This window comes from Paraburkholderia sp. MM5477-R1 (assembly GCF_050436385.1).
Taxonomy (GTDB): domain Bacteria; phylum Pseudomonadota; class Gammaproteobacteria; order Burkholderiales; family Burkholderiaceae; genus Paraburkholderia; species Paraburkholderia tuberum.
Map to the genome: position 1 here is coordinate 1920052 of NZ_JBNDMC010000006.1, position 16669 is coordinate 1936720.

General features: G+C 61.5%; 19 protein-coding genes, 1 tRNA gene and 2 pseudogenes. 15 read left to right on the forward strand and 7 right to left on the reverse strand.

What is annotated here, in order from left to right:
* Positions 1-86: 86 nt before the first annotated feature.
* Both OKW35_RS27265 and OKW35_RS27270 read left to right on the forward strand, forming a co-directional pair.
* Positions 87-899, forward strand: a complete 813-nt coding sequence (locus OKW35_RS27265) for an IclR family transcriptional regulator (RefSeq protein WP_429553652.1) — start codon at positions 87-89, stop codon at positions 897-899.
* A gap of 190 nt (positions 900-1089) precedes the next feature.
* Positions 1090-2265, forward strand: coding sequence for an FUSC family protein (locus OKW35_RS27270; RefSeq protein WP_429553653.1), 1176 nt, complete (start codon positions 1090-1092; stop codon positions 2263-2265).
* A 49-nt stretch (positions 2266-2314) separates the two neighbouring features.
* Here OKW35_RS27270 and OKW35_RS27275 read toward each other — a convergent pair whose 3' ends face one another.
* Positions 2315-2977, reverse strand: a complete 663-nt coding sequence (locus OKW35_RS27275; RefSeq protein WP_429553654.1) for a TetR/AcrR family transcriptional regulator — start codon at positions 2975-2977, stop codon at positions 2315-2317.
* A 135-nt stretch (positions 2978-3112) separates the two neighbouring features.
* On the opposite strand from OKW35_RS27275, the gene OKW35_RS27280 reads away from it, so the two are divergent.
* The 6 genes and pseudogenes from OKW35_RS27280 to OKW35_RS27305 all read left to right on the forward strand — a co-directional run.
* Positions 3113-4405: an NAD(P)/FAD-dependent oxidoreductase gene (locus OKW35_RS27280; protein WP_429553655.1), complete on the forward strand. Its 1293-nt coding sequence runs from the start codon at positions 3113-3115 to the stop codon at positions 4403-4405.
* Between the two features lie 83 nt (positions 4406-4488).
* Complete coding sequence (locus OKW35_RS27285) at positions 4489-4638, forward strand: DUF3331 domain-containing protein (protein WP_090809656.1); 150 nt, start codon at positions 4489-4491, stop codon at positions 4636-4638.
* Between the two features lie 422 nt (positions 4639-5060).
* Positions 5061-5840: an acetoacetate decarboxylase gene (locus tag OKW35_RS27290; RefSeq protein ID WP_184059853.1), complete on the forward strand. Its 780-nt coding sequence runs from the start codon at positions 5061-5063 to the stop codon at positions 5838-5840.
* A gap of 28 nt (positions 5841-5868) precedes the next feature.
* Positions 5869-6651, forward strand: coding sequence for a 3-hydroxybutyrate dehydrogenase (locus tag OKW35_RS27295; RefSeq protein WP_184059855.1), 783 nt, complete (start codon positions 5869-5871; stop codon positions 6649-6651).
* 11 nt (positions 6652-6662) lie between these two features.
* Complete coding sequence (locus OKW35_RS27300; RefSeq protein ID WP_429403009.1) at positions 6663-8012, forward strand: DUF3734 domain-containing protein; 1350 nt, start codon at positions 6663-6665, stop codon at positions 8010-8012.
* Between the two features lie 219 nt (positions 8013-8231).
* Positions 8232-8345 (forward strand): annotated as a pseudogene (locus tag OKW35_RS27305) (ubiquinol oxidase subunit II); the annotation flags it as partial.
* Positions 8346-8632: 287 nt separating this feature from the next.
* Here the strand turns inward: OKW35_RS27305 and OKW35_RS27310 are convergent.
* The 4 genes from OKW35_RS27310 to OKW35_RS27325 all read right to left on the reverse strand — a co-directional run bounded on the left by OKW35_RS27310 (position 8633) and on the right by OKW35_RS27325 (position 10485).
* Positions 8633-8708: transfer RNA gene (locus OKW35_RS27310), tRNA-Lys, on the reverse strand.
* A gap of 48 nt (positions 8709-8756) precedes the next feature.
* The gene (locus OKW35_RS27315) at positions 8757-9320 is read right to left on the reverse strand and encodes an Hsp20/alpha crystallin family protein (protein ID WP_429404313.1); all 564 of its coding nucleotides are present in this window, start codon (positions 9318-9320) and stop codon (positions 8757-8759) included.
* 285 nt (positions 9321-9605) lie between these two features.
* On the reverse strand, positions 9606-10013 hold the full coding sequence (locus OKW35_RS27320) for an Hsp20/alpha crystallin family protein (RefSeq protein ID WP_090809667.1): 408 nt from the start codon (positions 10011-10013) through the stop codon (positions 9606-9608).
* Between the two features lie 28 nt (positions 10014-10041).
* Positions 10042-10485: an Hsp20/alpha crystallin family protein gene (locus OKW35_RS27325; RefSeq protein WP_429553863.1), complete on the reverse strand. Its 444-nt coding sequence runs from the start codon at positions 10483-10485 to the stop codon at positions 10042-10044.
* A gap of 244 nt (positions 10486-10729) precedes the next feature.
* Between OKW35_RS27325 and OKW35_RS27330 the strand changes: the two genes are divergently transcribed.
* The 4 genes and pseudogenes from OKW35_RS27330 to OKW35_RS27345 all read left to right on the forward strand — a co-directional run bounded on the left by OKW35_RS27330 (position 10730) and on the right by OKW35_RS27345 (position 12670).
* Complete coding sequence (locus tag OKW35_RS27330; RefSeq protein ID WP_429333765.1) at positions 10730-11113, forward strand: hypothetical protein; 384 nt, start codon at positions 10730-10732, stop codon at positions 11111-11113.
* A 321-nt stretch (positions 11114-11434) separates the two neighbouring features.
* Positions 11435-11878: pseudogene (locus OKW35_RS27335) on the forward strand (3-keto-5-aminohexanoate cleavage protein); the annotation flags it as partial.
* A gap of 3 nt (positions 11879-11881) precedes the next feature.
* Positions 11882-12172 carry a 3-hydroxyacyl-CoA dehydrogenase NAD-binding domain-containing protein gene (locus OKW35_RS27340; RefSeq protein ID WP_184059861.1) on the forward strand — a complete coding sequence of 97 codons (291 nt, stop codon included), beginning with the start codon at positions 11882-11884 and terminating at the stop codon, positions 12170-12172.
* Between the two features lie 186 nt (positions 12173-12358).
* Positions 12359-12670 carry a DUF4148 domain-containing protein gene (locus tag OKW35_RS27345; protein ID WP_184059863.1) on the forward strand — a complete coding sequence of 104 codons (312 nt, stop codon included), beginning with the start codon at positions 12359-12361 and terminating at the stop codon, positions 12668-12670.
* 165 nt (positions 12671-12835) lie between these two features.
* On the opposite strand, the gene OKW35_RS27350 is transcribed toward OKW35_RS27345, so the two are convergent.
* Entirely contained in the window at positions 12836-13414 is a 579-nt protein-coding gene (locus tag OKW35_RS27350; protein WP_090809671.1) for a TetR/AcrR family transcriptional regulator, read from the reverse strand.
* A 130-nt stretch (positions 13415-13544) separates the two neighbouring features.
* On the opposite strand from OKW35_RS27350, the gene OKW35_RS27355 reads away from it, so the two are divergent.
* Both OKW35_RS27355 and OKW35_RS27360 read left to right on the forward strand, forming a co-directional pair.
* Positions 13545-14279 (forward strand): SDR family NAD(P)-dependent oxidoreductase, encoded by a 735-nt coding sequence (locus tag OKW35_RS27355; protein ID WP_429553864.1) that lies wholly within the window; start codon positions 13545-13547, stop codon positions 14277-14279.
* Positions 14280-14592: 313 nt separating this feature from the next.
* Complete coding sequence (locus OKW35_RS27360; RefSeq protein WP_429553656.1) at positions 14593-15192, forward strand: NADPH-dependent F420 reductase; 600 nt, start codon at positions 14593-14595, stop codon at positions 15190-15192.
* Here the strand turns inward: OKW35_RS27360 and OKW35_RS27365 are convergent.
* The gene (locus tag OKW35_RS27365) at positions 15156-15440 is read right to left on the reverse strand and encodes a DsbA family protein (protein WP_184059870.1); all 285 of its coding nucleotides are present in this window, start codon (positions 15438-15440) and stop codon (positions 15156-15158) included. The two genes, OKW35_RS27360 and OKW35_RS27365, sit on opposite strands and share 37 nt — an antisense overlap.
* 411 nt (positions 15441-15851) lie before the next feature.
* On the opposite strand from OKW35_RS27365, the gene OKW35_RS27370 reads away from it, so the two are divergent.
* A complete protein-coding gene (locus OKW35_RS27370; protein WP_184059872.1) occupies positions 15852-16643 on the forward strand; it encodes an AraC family transcriptional regulator in 792 nt (263 codons plus the stop codon).
* Positions 16644-16669: the final 26 nt, after the last annotated feature.

Below are 16669 nucleotides of genomic sequence, written 5' to 3' on the forward strand. Positions count from 1 at the left end.
TCCGCGCGGTGGTCGTTGAAGGTGTCAATGGCGATCTTGCCAGTGCATATAATTCCGTTCACACACGAGGAGGCGCAGCGCAATAGATGTCGAGCATTACGAGACTTTTATCCATACTCGAGCTGTTTTCGGAGGCGAAGCCGTTCCTGTCCGTCGAAGACGTTGCCGCCGAACTCGATTGCTCAACCCCAACGGCTTATCGCTATGTACGCGAGCTCCTGGATGCTGGCTTGCTCATCCGGTTTGCAGGAGGAGACTATGGTCTCGGCCCTCGCATCATCAAGCTTGACTACCACCTGCGCATGTCGGATCCGCTGCTTGCGGTCGGGCAGCCGATCATGCGTGAGTTGAGTGAACACGCCGGCTTCGATGTGGTGATGTCGCGCTGGTACGGTAACGAACTCGTGGACACGCATCGCGAGACTCACGGCGCGGCGCTTGACCTCCGGTACGGCCGGGGCCGTCCTCGCCCCCTGTTTCTCGGCGCCGCTCCAAAAGCGATCCTGTCCACCTTTCCGAAGGCCAAGCTCGCGGTCCTGTTCGATCAGTATGCCGACGAGATCGCGCAAAGCGGCCTTGGGGCGACACTCGACGAGTTTCGCGCGTCGCTGCTCAAAATCCGGCGTGCCGGCTTTTATCTGTCGAGGGGCGAACTGGAAAGCAGCGTTTCTGCACTGGCGTCGCCGCTATTTACGGACGACTCCAGTGAAGCAGTCGGTTCGCTTGCGGTGATCGTGCCGACCCAGCGACTCGAATTTGCCAATCTGGACCGTCTTGTCGAATCGATCCGGGAGGCAGCGGCGCGAATCTCGCAGCGTACGCGTGCGTTGGTTGAAAGTCGGAGGACCGGAGCCATCACGTCGTCGCACACCGTTGCGCGAGGCAAGCGGTCCGCATGATGGCCGTCACGTGAACGTCATTCGATCGCGCTCGCGCACTTGAACCTCGGTGGGTTCGGGGGAAGCGGCACTTGCGACGAACGAACTGGTAGCACGAACGTGTAGACCGACGGGGTCGTCAGGAGAGGGCCGTCTTGAAGCCGCAAAAAGGCGGTTGGTCACTTGCGACCCTGCGGAATGCGGCTCTGAAGTGTCGACAGACAAGGCGTGCAATCCGGAGCGCCGTCGGAGCGAAAACGCGATCTCCGCCTTCGATTCAAATTTCATTATCCAATCGCCTGGCCGCTTCACAAAACAATCCCAAATGAGAAGACCTTTCTTGCCGCCCCGCGTACTGAAAAGCCTGCTTGGCTTCAACGACGGCCCGTGGCGGTGGTCGGCCGGCGTCGGAGGGGGCGTCGCGATGGGCGTGCCTCTGAGCGCGTTCATGCTGGCCGGCCACCAGTCACTCGGGCTCATCACTTCTCTCGGCGCCTTCACGGCTCTCTACGGCTCGACGCTGCGCCTGGGCGACCGGCTCCAGGCCTTGCCGTTCGTCGCGGCGGGGTTCGTGGCCGCCTCCACGCTGGGCGTACTGTGCGCGACGAATGCGTGGCTGACCATCGCCTGCCTCGTCGCCGTGGCTGCGCTCGCCAGCATCATTCTGCTCGGTGTCGGAATGGGTCCACCCGGGCCGATGCAGTTCGTGCTGGTCGCCGGTGTCAGCGGTCATCTGGCCGCTTCCGCGCGTTTCAGCGGTTCGCCCCTTGGCGTCTTTATGATCCCCTCTCTGGTCGCGGTCGGCGCGCTCAGTGCGTACTTGCTCGTGATCGCACCCCTCGCGCTGCCGCTTGTGCAACAGCGCAAGGGCGAAGCGTCCAGCTTGCGCATGCGGTTTCCTCCCGGCTTGCTCGACGGGGAAAAGGCCACGATCGCCGCGAGGGTGATCGTGGCGGTTGCCAGCGCCGGCTTGCTGAGCCTGTCTTTTGGGGAGCACCGTGCCTACTGGACGGTTATGGTCGCGGGTGCGGTGCTGCAGGGCAGCCACGTCTCGCGCTCAAGTGCCATTCGGGCCGTGCACCGCGTTGTGGGCACGGTCCTGGGCGCGGCTGTCTTTGGCTTGATCCAGCTCGTCGACCCGAAAGGCCTCTGGCTCGTCGGGGTCCTCGCGCTGCTCCAGTTCGTGATCGAAGTCGTGGCCGCGCGGCACTACGCGCTGGCCCTGACCTTCATTACCCCAACCGCGTTGACCATCTCAGCGGTGGGCGGGACGAGCGCTCCCCTCGCGCTCGTCGGCGAGCGGATCGTGGACACGTTCCTTGGGGCGGTCATCGCCATGGTAGTTCTCTTGGGCAGCGAATGCGTCAGGGGACGACGCGCACGATAAGCAGGTGGAGGATTCCGGGCTTGTCGCGAAGCGCATTGGGTCTTGCTGATTACTTTCCGATCATGTTCAGCGCCGTGTCCCGCACCGCGCGCTTGAACCTGGCCTGATCTTCAGGAAGTGACGAGAAAGCCCGCAGCATATGGTGGTAAGCCACGGTATTGCTGATGGCGTTCATCAGCATGGAAAACATGACTTCGGGGTGGTGCGGTTTCAATTCCTTCGCCCTCGATGCATCTTCGAGCAAAGGCACGAAAACGTCGTGATAGGGGCGCACCAGACGCCCGATGAGTATGTTGAAGCGCTCGCCTTCTTCGGTCGCGGCAGTCGAAAAAAACATACCAAGGTCGGGTTCGTCGAAAACCTGATCGATGAAAAGAACCACTGCGTGTTCGACACGCTCACGCGCACCTAGCATGGCCGAGCGCAACCTGGCTGTGGCGTCGATCATTGGCGCAGCCTGATCCGCGATCTGCTCTACCACCGCAACCCATAGCGCTTCTTTCGACCCGAAATGATGCGCGATCAGCGCCGGGTCGACACCCGCGTCGCGCGCGATTTCCCGCACGCTGGTAGCGTCGAATCCACGCTTTGCGAAGGTGCGCCGGGCATGTCGCAGGAGGACGTCGGCACCGACGGAAGCGCTGTACGCGGGTCGTCCGCGGGTACGCTTTTTCTCGATCAGCTTAGCGGGTCCTGACGTTACGTCGTTCATTTGGGTGTGAGTTGTGGATCGTCAATTCAGCCGAAGTTTAACTGACGGCGCGTGAGACGCTGAGGAGGGCCGCGGTTTGACGGAGCTCGTGCTTTAGGCTACGATGTGACTTATTCATCACGCGTTGAATTTATTATGTCACAACCAATACGGATTGTCATCGTCGGCGGCGGGATTGCGGGAATTTTGCTGGCTACCCGACTCGGCGACCTGTTAGGGCGTAGCGGCCGGGCCAGCGTCACGCTGATCGACAGCAGCCCGACGCACATATGGAAGCCGATGCTGCACACTATTGCAGCCGGCACGCGCGATGTTCAGCAGCAGCAGGTGATCTACCTCGCCCATGCCCGCGATCACGGCTTCACCTATCAGCCCGGCGCAATGAACGGGCTCGATCGAAGCCGGCGGCTGGTCCAGCTCGACGAGCTCAGGACGCCGGAAGGTGAAGTAGTGCTCGGTCCGCGAACGGTCGGGTACGACGTGCTTGTGCTGTCGCTGGGTAGCCGGGCGAACGATTTCGGCGTGCCGGGCGTGAAAGAGCACTGCCATTTCATCGACAGTCAAAAACAGGCCGAAGCGTTCAACGCCGCGTTGCGAGCGCGCGTATTTCGAAGCGTCGCGAAGGACGAACCACTGCGTGTGGCGATCGTCGGCGCGGGTGCAACGGGTGTTGAGCTGTCCGCTGAACTGAGCCGCTTGCTTGACGTTGCGTCGAGTTACGGAGACCCGACTGTGCGAGAGCGGCTGAGTCTGACGCTGCTCGAAAGCGGCCCGCGCGTGCTCGGGGCGTTTGCGCCGGAGATATCGGCATCGAGTCAGTCGCAGCTCGAGCATATCGGTTTTCGCGTGCTGACTTCGGCGCGTGTTACCGCGGCAGAGGCGAATGGTTTTCGCCACGGCGACGGCACGCTTGCCGAGGCCGATCTGATGGTCTGGGCAGCGGGCGTCAAGGCGCCGGATTTCATGAACAATCTCGACGGACTCGAAACGAACCGGTCCAACCAGATCGTCGTCGGAGCGAGTCTGCAGTCTTCGCGTGACGATCACGTGTTCGCGCTCGGCGATTGCGCAAGCCTGACACTTGCCGGTCACGACCGGCAACTTGCACCGACCGCGCAGGTCGCCACGCAGCAGGCCGAGCATCTCGCGCGTCACCTTCCGGGGTGGCTTGCAGGCAAGCCACTTGCCGATTTCCGTTTCCGCGATTTCGGTTCGCTCGTCTCGCTGAGCGACTACAACGCGTTCGGCACGCTTGGGCGCTTCGGACTCTTTCGTGGCGGTTTCGTGCGCGGACGTTTCGCTCAACTGAGTCACGCCATGCTCTACCGGCGCCATCAGCAGGCTCTCCATGGCTTTCGAAAGGCGACGCTGCTGTGGACAGCGGAACAGATCAACGGTCTCGTCCAACCGAAGATCCGCCTGACCTGAAAGTGGCGCCGAACCCTTTGCAGACCCGGTCGGTTTCCTGGTGCGATTCGTGCAGCGGTCGCTGTGATTACCAGCCCTGACGGGTGTTCATCGCGAAGGGGCCGGGGACGTGCGTGTTGAGCGGTCATCCGATTGAGGCGGGCGACGCCGTGTACTCTCCCAGAGCAGGCGATCCGCCGCCGCGAAACGCAGGCGCAATGATGGTCGCGGCTTCCGTTAATGTCCAATTGTGACCTTGCGCACGTTTATGTTCTCGGGGACGCGGTTTCGAATCGACATGCCTGAAGCAAGCGAGGCATCGGGGACGAAACAACGAGCCATGTGGCAATTAATACGTACGCCTATATGTGCGATATTGCCTATCACGAAGCGACATCGCTACACGCGGCGTTTCGCCGATGAGAAGCGGGCGCGCACAAGGATCGAACCAATTGTTGCGGCGAGGGGGACAGTGTTTTACGGCCAGCAAGGACACCGATGCATGGACCAAGGCGCTACTATTGCCCGTGCTCTGTACAACGATGCAGAGCACAGGGCCACTCGAACCCGACACGCTGTGATAAGGCAGAGGCGCGGTGTGCAGCACAGCACCTCTGGTGCGCATGCGTGGGCTTTAAAGACGCGACGTCATTTGACGTCACTACTGGAGAGATAGTTGAAAATCGAAAAAATCCGCAAAGATGCTTTTGCGATGCCCGTCCACAATCCTTCCTACCCCCGCCCGCCGTTTCGCTTCCTTGATCGCGAGTACTTCATCATTTCGTACGAGACCGACATGGACGCTTTGCGCGCCGTGGTGCCGGAACCACTGACAGTCGCAAGCCCCCTCGTGCATTACGAATTCATTCGCATGCCAGACTCGTCGGGATTCGGCGATTACACGGAAAGCGGCCAGGTTATCTCGGTAAGAGATGATGCCGGCGCGCCAGGCAGCTACACACACGCGATGTACCTCGACGACGAAGGCCCGATTGCTGGCGGTCGTGAGATTTGGGGCTTCCCCAAGAAGCTGGCGAGTCCGAAATTGCGTGTTGACGGCAACGACACGCTGCTTGGAACGCTCGACTATGGCACCCAGCGCATTGCCACGGGCACGATGGGCTACAAGTACGAGCCACTTGACCTCGAGGTCGAGCGCAAGAAGCTGGCGGACACGCCGAACTATCTACTGAAAGTCATTCCGCACGTCGACGGTTCAGCCCGCATCTGCGAGCTCGTGCGCTACTTCCTGCGGGATGTCACGGTGCTCGGCGCGTGGGGCGGTCCGGCCGCGCTTGAGCTGCACCCCCATGCCTTGGCTCCGGTGGCGGATTTGCCGGTGCGCAAAATCGTCGGCGCGCGGCACGTTATCGCCAATCTCACGCTCGACATCGGGGAGGTGGCTTTCGATTACCTCGCCGAGGCGCCGGCACTCAAGCTTGCCGCGAATCAGTAAGCACCCTCTGACATATTAAGGAAAAGGCATGTCCGTAACAGACAAGGTCGCGCTCGTGACGGGCGCTGCAAGTGGTATCGGTGAACAGTGCGCACGCAAGCTCGCGGCGCTCGGCGCGTCGGTGGTAATCGCGGACCTGAACCTCAAGGCTGCTGAGAGCGTGGCCGAGAGCATCCGCAAGGAGGGTGGCAAAGCGCTGCCTGTATCAATGGACGTGACGAGCGAAGAAGCGGTCAACGCCGGCATCCAGCAGGCTGTAGACAGGCTTGGCAGCATCGATGTGCTGGTCTCGAACGCGGGCATCCAGATTGTCAACCCGATTGAAGATTATGCTTTCTCCGACTGGAAAAAAATGCTCGCAATCCATCTGGACGGCGCGTTCCTCACGACCAAAGCTGCTGTCAGGCACATGTACGCTGCGGGCAACGGTGGGTCGATTATCTATATGGGCTCGGTCCACTCGCACGAAGCGTCGAAGCTGAAGGCTGCCTACGTGACGGCCAAGCATGGACTGCTCGGTCTCGCACGCGTGGTAGCCAAGGAAGGTGGTTCGCGCGGTGTACGGGCCAATGTCGTGTGTCCGGGGTTCGTGCGCACGCCGCTTGTCGACAGGCAGATTCCGGAGCAGGCGATAGCGTTGGGCATTTCGGAAGCAGACGTCGTCAAGAACGTGATGTTGAAGGAAACGGTCGACGGCGAATTCACGACGGTGGAAGACGTCGCCAACACCGTGGCATTCCTCGCCGGCTTCGAATCGTCCGCATTGACGGGCCAGTCCATTATCGTCAGCCACGGCTGGTCGATGCACTAAGGAGCCGCCCAGTGCGTCAAGATCAAGAAACATCAGGCACACCTCGCAAGACTTTCAAGCTTCCGGCCTATGACGAGGTCGCTCTCGTGCTACAGGGTGGCGGCGCGCTGGGCTCCTATCAGGCCGGCGTCTACGAAGGCCTCGAGGAAGCTGGCATTCATCCGGACTGGATTTCCGGCATCTCCATCGGCGCGCTTAACACAGCCATCATCGCGGGCAACGCTCCGGGCAAGCGTACCGAGGCATTGCATGGATTCTGGAACACCATCTGCCAGCCGGCGGACATGCTTGGGAACCTTGGCGCGTGGCTACCCCGCGCCGCGGGCATGCACGACCTGTCGCGCAAGTGGTCGAGCTGCTGGGCGGCAGGCCGCGCACTCACCGAAGGGCAGCGAGGCTTTTTCTCGCCGCGCCTTCCGGTGCCCATCCCAGGGATGGGCAAGCGCTCGCCAGAAGAAGTGAGCTTTTACGATACCACCGCGCTTCGGGCGACCCTTCTGCAATTCGCCGATTTCGACAGAATCAACGACGGCGATATTCGCGTCTCCGTCGGCGCGGTCAACGTGCGCACGGGTAACCTGGTCTACTTCGACAACACCCAGATGCGCCTTTCGCCAGAGCACTTCATGGCCTCGGGTGCGCTCCCTCCGGGCTTTCCTGCCGTCGAGATTGATGGCGAATATTACTGGGACGGCGGTCTGGTGTCGAACACCCCGTTGACTGAGGTTGTAAGCGACCCGCAGCACAAGGACACCCTGGTCTTCCAGGTTGACCTCTGGAGTGCGAGCGGTGGCCTCCCGGGCGACATGCTGGATGTGTCCGAGCGCGCCAAGGACATCCAGTATTCCAGCCGGACCCGCGCTATCACCGCGATGCTCGGGTCGACCCAGCGTCATGCACAGCTCATCAAGGAGCTATTGAAGCATGTGCCGCCGGGCCTGGAGAAGCAGCATCCGCTCATCCGGGAGGCGCGGGAAGTTGCCGATGGCAGTACGGTCAATGTTGTGCACCTCATATACAAGAACAAGGCGTATGAGGGGCACTATAAGGATTACGAATTCAGCATCGACACGATGAGCGAGCACTGGCAGACGGGCCTGGACGACATTCGCGCATCGTTTGAGCATCCGGACTGGTTCGCGATACCGGATCACGATTCGGGATTCGTGACGCACGACGTGCATCGTCCCGGGGGCGCGCCTCACGCGACGCGACTGGAGGGTGCTAGCAAGCCAGCGCATTACTCGCGCAGGCGCCATAAAGCGGGCGTCGCGCAACCACATCTCGAAGTGGCAGCGCCGAACTCCGCCCCACTTGGGGAAACCACGAAGGAAGCTGTGCAGGATGCGACAGGCCGCTAGCCATCGTGGGGCCGGCCGGGTTCAGTTTGGCCGGTCCCTTTCCACGCCAGCCAAAGGGGCGCTACCGCAGGTGAGTTCGTCCGCCTGTGGTGTTACCGGCAACCAGGGTACATGACATGCAGAATCCCAGGTTTATGTAGAAGAAATCGCTGTATCGGGTCAAGTGCGCACGGTCAATCTGATACCGTCAAACGGTTTTGCGTTGCCGCAGGCCGCGTTATGCCGCTCGGCGCATTCGGCCTGCTCGGCGGATGCAGCATGACTTCATTCAATCCCAAGGGCGACATCGGTGCACAGGAGAAGCGTCTGATCCTGCTTGCGTTGGGTCTGATGCCTTCGAAGAGGTTCATCGAAAAACCGACATCACATACAACGCGGCGACGCTTGAAACGATCCTAACCGACAGGGAGGTCACTTCATGGAAAAAGTCCAACGATGAATCGCCTCCGGGCCGAAGCCATCTTTGGGAGACGCCCCGAGCCCCCTTGAGATCGCAAGAGGTTCAATCATACTCGGCGAATTAAGCCAAATCGCGGGCCGCCACAACAATGCCGTTGACACTTCGTTGACAGTCGGAAAAGAAAAAGGGCCTAGCGCGAACGCTAAGCCCTTGAATCTTTTGGTAGGCCGTACTGGATTCGAACCAGTGACCAACGGATTAAAAGTCCGCTGCTCTACCAACTGAGCTAACGGCCCGTGTCGCCCGATGTCCACCGCGACCAGCGCACTTCTTGCCTGTTTGGCCTAGCCGATATCGATCGTGCGGCTAGTGGATCGCGCCGGCTCCGATTTCGGCACGGTCAACGTGAGCACACCGTTATCAAATTTTGCCAATGCGTGATCGGGGTCGGCGTTTTCCGGCATCGGGATTGTGCGCATGAAGCTTCCATAGGCGCGCTCGAGCCGGTAGCAGCCGTCTTCCTCGCTGCGCACGTCCTGTTTCTTTTCGCCGCGCAACACGATCGCCCCGTCCTCGACGCTCACACTCAGGTCTTCGCGCTCCATCCCGGGCAACTCGGCGGTCACGCGCAACACCTTCCCTTCGTCGACCACGTCGATGCGCGGCTGGAAGCGCGATGAACTGAAGTCGCCAAACCAACGTTCGAGGGCGCCGCGACCTGCAAACGGGTCATGGAAGAACTCTTCCAAAGCACGCCACGGTTCGCGTGTGAACAATCGCGGAATGTCAGGCCACGAGTCACGCCACTGTTCGCTCGCCGGGGGGCTTTCCGAGGTGTCCGCATCGGACTTGCGAGCCGCCCCGCGTAGGAACTTGAAGGGATTCCACTTTTTCGGATCCGTATTCATCGTATCCTCCTCTACAGTCTGGCCGGAGAACCGGATTCCTGTCATTGCGCTGAAGTCGCGACTCTGCCCTCGACGTTCCCGACTGCATCTGCGGAACGCCGCCACGGCCGCCTCGCGATCCGCGGCGCGTCCTGAGCTCACGTACCGGCACCGCGCCGTATGCTGAGCGTGCGTCCGCGCCAGCATTCATGTATGACGTCCGCATCCAGGCCTCCGCAGTCAGTAGGTGGCGGCCAGACGACCGCCACCGGTTTTCTCCCTGTCGTTGCCGCCCACCTGCCGACTTCAGTCCGTCCGCACCTCGATCCGGCGCGGCCGGGCTTCGTCGCGGCGCGGTATCGTCAGTTTCAGCACGCCGTCTTTCAGGTTCGCATCGATTTTCGTTGCGTCGAAGTCAGCCCCAAGAGCGAACGCCCGCGCGAAATGCGGCTGGCGGATCTCCGCATGTTGCAGGCGCAGCCCCGCCGGCGTGGGCACCACCGCCTCGGCCTCGATGTACAGGTTGCCATCGTGTACCTTCACATCAAGGCGGTCCTTTGTAACGCCGGGCAGATCGGCCCACAGGGTGATGCCCTGGCTGTCCTCGAAGATGTCTACGGGCGGCGTTAGCGTGATCGGGCGTTGCGACTGCTCGTCTTCGCGACGGGCCAGCGCCGTTTCATCTTTGCTGGCAAGTTCTGTGGTGTCGTTCATGATGTCCTCCTCAGTTCTGCGACCGGTTTCATTGAACAGTGATGGCCCGCGGCTTCGACGTTTCCCGCTTGCCGATGCTCACGGTCAGGCAACCATTGGTGTACTGCGCCGTGACCTTGTCAGGGTCCACATGCTGCGGCAGTTCAATGACGCGCCGGAAGGTGCCGACGAACCGCTCCTGCGCATAAGTACGCAGGTCGTCGCCGGCCGCTTCCGGCCGTACGGTCTGGCGCTCGCCGCTGATGGTCAGCAGCCCTTTGTCGATGGATACGTCGAGACGCGCCGGATCGATACCGGGCGCGAACGCAACGATCTCGATAGAGTCGTCGGTCGAACCGATGTTGACCTGCGGGAAGGCGCCCAGGCGCCCCGAGCGGATGCTGGACGGGAAACCGCCGAAGAGACTCGCCATCTGCCGTTGCAGACGGTCGAACTCGCTGAAAAGGTCGGTCCCGAAGTAGAGATCACTCATGATCGTTTCCTCCTTGGATGCAGCAGGAAAACGAACCGGCATACGCGCTCCAGTCCGTCTGCCATGCTGCGGCAAACAAATCGAAACACGCAGCGCGCCGGAATGCCGGCGCGACTGCCTGAGCGATATTTAAGATAGGACTGAAAACAGAAATTTCAAGTGGGCCATGGCGACTTTTTGTTCTTGAATTTGGATTGTCACACCCCTACGTTCACGACACCCTGCAACACCATGCGAGGACACCATGGAATTCGAATACGATTGGCTCACTCTTGGGCGTCACCGTCTCCGGTTGCGCTCAACAAAGGGGTTCCCGACTGAGACGATGCGCACGGCGGTCGAAGTCATCCGGCTGGCGATCGACAGCAACATGAGCGCCCGGGCGCGGCTGGTTGAAGTGGTGTTCCGGCAGGAGTCCGCTTACGAGATTGCGGTCGGCACCACGTTCGCCGATGACCGGCTATGCGCGCCCCAGCTGGAAGCGGCGATCGCGACGGTGCTGGGCCTGCAGCCCGCGCAGATCACTATTTTCGTGACCGTGGTCACCCAGGAAGAGGTCGATCTGCACTTTGGTGTCTACGAAAGGATGCTGGCTGAAAAGCTCGGCGTGGTGCCGCTGATCCAGTGACGTCGCGGCAGGCAAGGAGCGGGGGATCGGCAAGGGGCGAACTGCGCGCCTGCCGGTGCGGACGGCGGCGGCGCCTTTGCTGCAATGCAATGAGGAGTATCCGACCGGGTTCGGCCGCCCTCGTTGCGCAGCATCCTGCAGCCGGATGCGGGATGGTCTCGAAGAGCGTGTCATATCCCTGATAGCGCATTCGAACGCAGATTGTTCGCCGCCTGGATTCGATCAATCGGCTTCCGGAACGGCGCGACACAACTGATAAGACGCCCGCATGCGTCAAACTTATGGCGAATGTCGACGATGTAGCCTACGTCGTCGAGGGTCCCCTTGTGGCCGGTCAGCCTCGCCGACTTCGTCCAGGATGTTCAGCGCGCCATCAATGAGGGGCTCGACGACGCGCCGCACTTTATCAATATCGTGATCGGCGCCAATGCGTTCCAGGGCGCGTTGCCCTCCACGCCCCGGCTGTTGCAGATGATGATCGATCATCTGCCCCGCAACGCCGTCTTCAACGTCAGCGCTATCGGCGCGGCGCAGTTGCCTGCGGCGATGAACTCGCCGTTGCTGGGAGGGGACGTGCGCGTCGGACTCGAAGACAACCTCTACTACAGACAAGGTCAGTTGGCCACCAATGTTCACCTGGTCGAGCGGCTTGTTCGCCTGGTCCGCGAGATGGGTTACGAGCCGGCCACGCCGGCTGAAGCACGGAAGATCATTGGGCTGCGGCCGTTGCGCGAAACAATCCACGCTGCCTGCCAGGAGGGCTAACCGATGACAACGCGAGCCGTCAACGTCGCCGTCGTCGGCACTGATGTCATTGGCGCGGGTTGGGTGACACACTTCCTGACTCATGGTTTCGCCGTCACGGCGACCGATCCCAGCCAGGGGGCCGCGTCGCGCCTTCGCAACTGGATCGACGATAGTTGGCCTGTAGTGGAGAGGCGCGGGCTTGCAGACGGCGCCTCGCGGGACAAGTTGACGTTCACGCCTGACGTGGGCTCCGCGGTAGCCGGGAGGAACGATGCTTGCTGCTCCCGCGGCGGATCAACCGAAGGAGCGTGATAGGGCCGAAGGGCACAAACCGCGCGAGAAGGTTCAGACGCGTGGCATCTACAAGGTGGTGAGAGAAGGCGACGCCGGTTCCGGCTTCGAAGTGACATGCGTCGAAGGCGGGCATTTTCCACCCGCAGCGGCAACGGTGCGCACTACGAGTTGGTTCACGGCGCGGCGCAGGGAAGGAGACGTACTATGAGAAATCGGCCTGGAACACAGTCAATACTTCCCGCTCTGGTGATTTTGCTCACCGGCTGTGTCGCTGGTGGCATGCCGTATACCGGGCCGCACCTCACTCCGACGGAGTGCCGCGACCTGGCGGCGCTCAAGACAAACGCGCCCCCTACGATGGCGCAGCACCAAAGCGAACTCGCTGCCTTGAGGAAAGCGGGCTACGACCCGTCACCGTGGTTTGATGATCCGTATTACCCGGATGATCTACAAGCGGCACAGCGCCTGGTCGACTATTGGTTCCAAACGGAGTGCCAGCACCTTCAACCCGGCTGAGATAGAGAGATCGAGGACTGACCCGGATGTCACCGTGCGGCCAGAAGCGGCCGATCGATCAAGTGCGGTAATGGCCATTCGACTGTCGGCTCCAGTCAGCTTTGCGCCGTCTGGTTCGAATCCCCGGGGCTTTCCTGGTAGGAAAGTATGCGTCGGCGATCTGATTCAACACGTTGCCTTCTCGACATCGTTGCTCGACCGGTTTGTCAGGATGGCGCTCGTAATAATGTGAAAGAGATGATCCCCGCGTGGCGCGAATCCGGGTTGGCCGTCGAGCCAGCCGAGCGCCGACATCAGGGCGAACAGGTCGACCCCATCCATATCGGCGCGCGCCGTTCCCTCGGCCTGAGCACGGCGCAGTAGTCGCGCGCCCGCTGAACGCAGCGCTGTGCTCGAAGCGTGAAGCGCGGAGTCAGGGTCCGCGTGCGCGGTCGCGAACAAGGCGCAAATGCCGCTATAGCTACGAACGAATGCAACCCCTTCGCGAAACCAGGACACCAGCGCTTCGTCAGGCGGATTCGACGTTTCTAGTTTGGCTGCCTGCTGTATCAGTTCGTCCACGTTCATACGCAGCAACGCTTCGAACAAGGCTTCTCGTGTCGGGAAATGGCGAAACAGTGTGGCCAATCCGACGTCGGCCCGGCGGGCGATATCTCGCATCGACGCATCGGCGCCATGCTCGGTGACGACGTCACGCGCGACCGCAAGTAGATGGCTGTAATTTTTTCTGGCGTCGGCTCGCATAAATCGCCTTGACAATCGGATCGGTGATCCGTATAAAATGAAGCTGTATCTGGATCAGTGATCCACAAGATACAGCACATTTGTGCAAATGGGAACCGAGACGCTGTCCGACACCACGAAAGGAGATGTCATGGGAAAGCTTGAGGGTAAGGTTGCAGTCATCACGGGGGGATCGAGCGGCATGGCGCTGGCGAGCGCCAAGCGGTTCGTCGAAGAAGGCGCCTATGTTTTCATCACGGGCCGGAGGCAGGAGGTGCTCGACGAAGCCGTCAAGCAGATTGGCCGGAACGTGACCGGCGTGCGCAGCGACGCGGCCAATCTCGACGACCTCGACCGCCTGTTCGATACAGTCAGGCGTGAAAAGGGCAAGATCGACATCCTGTTCGCGAGCGCTGGCATGGGCGAAGCCGTCCCACTGGGCGAGATTACCGAGCAGCACTTCGATGCGACCTTCGGCCTGAATACGCGCGGTACGCTGTTTACGGTTCAGAAGGCGTTGCCGCTGTTCAACGATGGCGGATCGATCTTCATGACCGGGTCAGTTGCTTCGGTGAAAGGTTTTCCTGGTTACGGCGTGTATTCGGCGAGCAAGGCGGCGTTGCGCTCATTCGCACGCACTTGGCTCAACGAACTGAAGGGCAGGAATATCCGGGTGAACGTGCTGAGCCCGGGGCCGATCGCCACACCGATGCAGGACCAGGTTCTCACCGAGGAGGCGAAGCGGATGTTCGAATCCCTGATCCCGCGGGGAAAGATGGGTCGTCCTGAGGAAATTGCGACGGTCGCGCTGTTTCTTGCTTCAGATGATTCGAGCTTCGTGAATGGGGTGGAATTGTCTGTCGACGGCGGCTTCTCGGCTATCTGAAATCGCGCCGAAAAGCGTGTAGGGGGCCTGTCAACTTGACGAAGATGGTCCGTGTTGCGTCTATAAATATGAAATCCTGATCAATAACCTGGATTGGTTTCGGTGATTGTCCAGCGGGTATTGTCACGTCTGCTCGCGCTGTCGTCGCCGCAAACGGCGTCGAAGGCGCTCGGCTCCGCGTGTCTGCTGTGGCTCGCATGGCGCATCGCGCGCAGCGGGCCGCCTAACGCGGGCAACGCTCCCGCGCGCCCGGTTGCCAATAATCACCATGGATCCGTGGTTGATCAAAACGTCACCTGGATGGAGAGTTCGCATGAGCTATTCGATTATTGGCTTTGGCGCGGTAGGCCAGGCACTCGCTCGAGCGTTTGCAAGAAAGAACATCGACGTAACGGTCGCCAGCCGGCGCCCTCCCGAGACGTTGATGCAGCAGGCACGAGCGATTGGCCCTACCGTCGTCCCCAGGACGCTGCAGGATGCAATCGAGTCCGACACGATCTTCCTGGCGGTTCCTTTCTGGGAGCACCGCGAGGTCGCGAAGCAGATCAAGAGTTGGAAGGGCAAGACGGTCATCGACGCGACAAATGCTTACGGCGTTCCCGTCGAAGAGCTACAAGGTCTGCCGTCCTCCGCCGTTGTCGCCAAGGCGTTTCCCGGGTCCAGGTTCGTCAAGGGTTTTAACCATCTGCCTGCCGCCGTTCTGGCCGCTGATCCGAGTGTGAATGGCGGCAGCCGCGTCGTGTTTCTGTCGAGTGATGACGAAAGTGCGGTGGCACCGGTCGCGGCTCTGGCTGAACAACTCGGTTTCGCGCCGATTGCGCTAGGACCGCTCAAGGAGGGCGGTTCGCTCGTCCAGGCCAGGGGGAATACCTGGGCTCAACTGATCTTCAAGGATCTCGTCAAGTTCAAATAGCGGCGCGTCACGGCAAAGTCACGTCCGCCCAGCATTTCCGAGCGAGTCCAGCTACCGAACTCGAGCCTTCGGTAGGCGCGCCGGTGCATCCCTTGAGGCGGTATTTCCGGGTTCAATTTGAACGGAAGATAACGAACGTCTAATTCGGGAAGATCGTCAAGGGCCTTGCCGGCCTCCAGATTTCGATGTCCGATCCAGCACCATGGACAAATGAAGTCGTAGGCGATCGTGATTTTTGCGCGTTCCATGGCATGCCCCGTGGGCAAGTTGCTATGCTCACCAAGCAAAACAACACGAGCTCCCAGCTGAATATACTCAGCGCGCGAGCTCGTGTTGCGCGTGGTGCAATGGCCCATTCGGCGATCAGGCTCGTGGCGATCCCGGCAGCGTGAGCAGCGTTGCCGGGATCGCGCCATTTGTCAACCTTGTTCAGGCTCTGATTACGGCTGGCCCGATGGACGAAGGGGCTCGTTGTTCAGGTGCTCAAGGCTAACGGCTTGCCGAGAAAGTTAACATCGCCTTCGAGAGATTTTTGAGCTGCCCGCTCTAGGCGGGATGCGCTCACGGTGGCCGGACCCTGTTAGCCCGCCTCGCAGCCGGGCCCCGCGCGCGTGCTAATCTTGCTCCCTTCGCGGACGTCCCGCGTCAGAGCAGACACCATGACGGAAGCCTTCGATCCGGACGGCATCGAGCAAGCGGTCTTCGTGGTCGGCGAGCGCCATGCGACGCTGGACGAGCCGTGGCGCGCGTATCGGCGCGCGCGTCTGATTCATGTCAGCGAAGGCGTGCTGACCGTGCGCACGGCATCCGGCCGTTGGGTCGTCCCGCCCGCCCGCGCGCTGTGGATCGCCGCGAATACGCTGCACTGCCTGCACGCGGCGCGGCCGGTGCAGTCGTATTCGCTCTACGTCGCAACCGATGCCGCAATGGACGCCACCGACGACTCCGCCGCCGACTCCGCCGCGCCGCTGCCCGCGCAGACCGGCGCGCTGATCCCCGACACACTGGTGCAGGCGCTGCTCGCCGCCGCGGCCGATCTGCCGCACGATCACACGCCCGATGAACCCGCCCGCCGTCTGCTGCAGGTGCTGCTGGATCGCGTCGCCGGCTTGCCCGCCGCGCCGCTTGGCTTGAACTGGCCGGGCGATCCGCGCGCGCGGCGCATCGCCGAGGCGCTCAGCGCGAATCCCGCGCAATCGCTGGTGCTGGAGGAACTCGCCGCGGCCGCGGGCGTGACCGCGCGCACGGCCGCGCGTTTGTTCGCGAAGGAAACGGGGCAGACCTTTGGTCAATGGCGCCAGCAGTTGCGTCTGCTGGCCGCGCTCGAACATCTGGGCGCCGGTGAGAGCGTCACGCAGGTGGCGCTCGAAGTCGGCTATAACGACGTGTCGTCGTTTATCGCGGTGTTTCGCGATGCGTTCGGCGACACGCCGGCGCGCTATTTCCGCTGACGCCGCTTCGTGGCCACCGCGCGAGC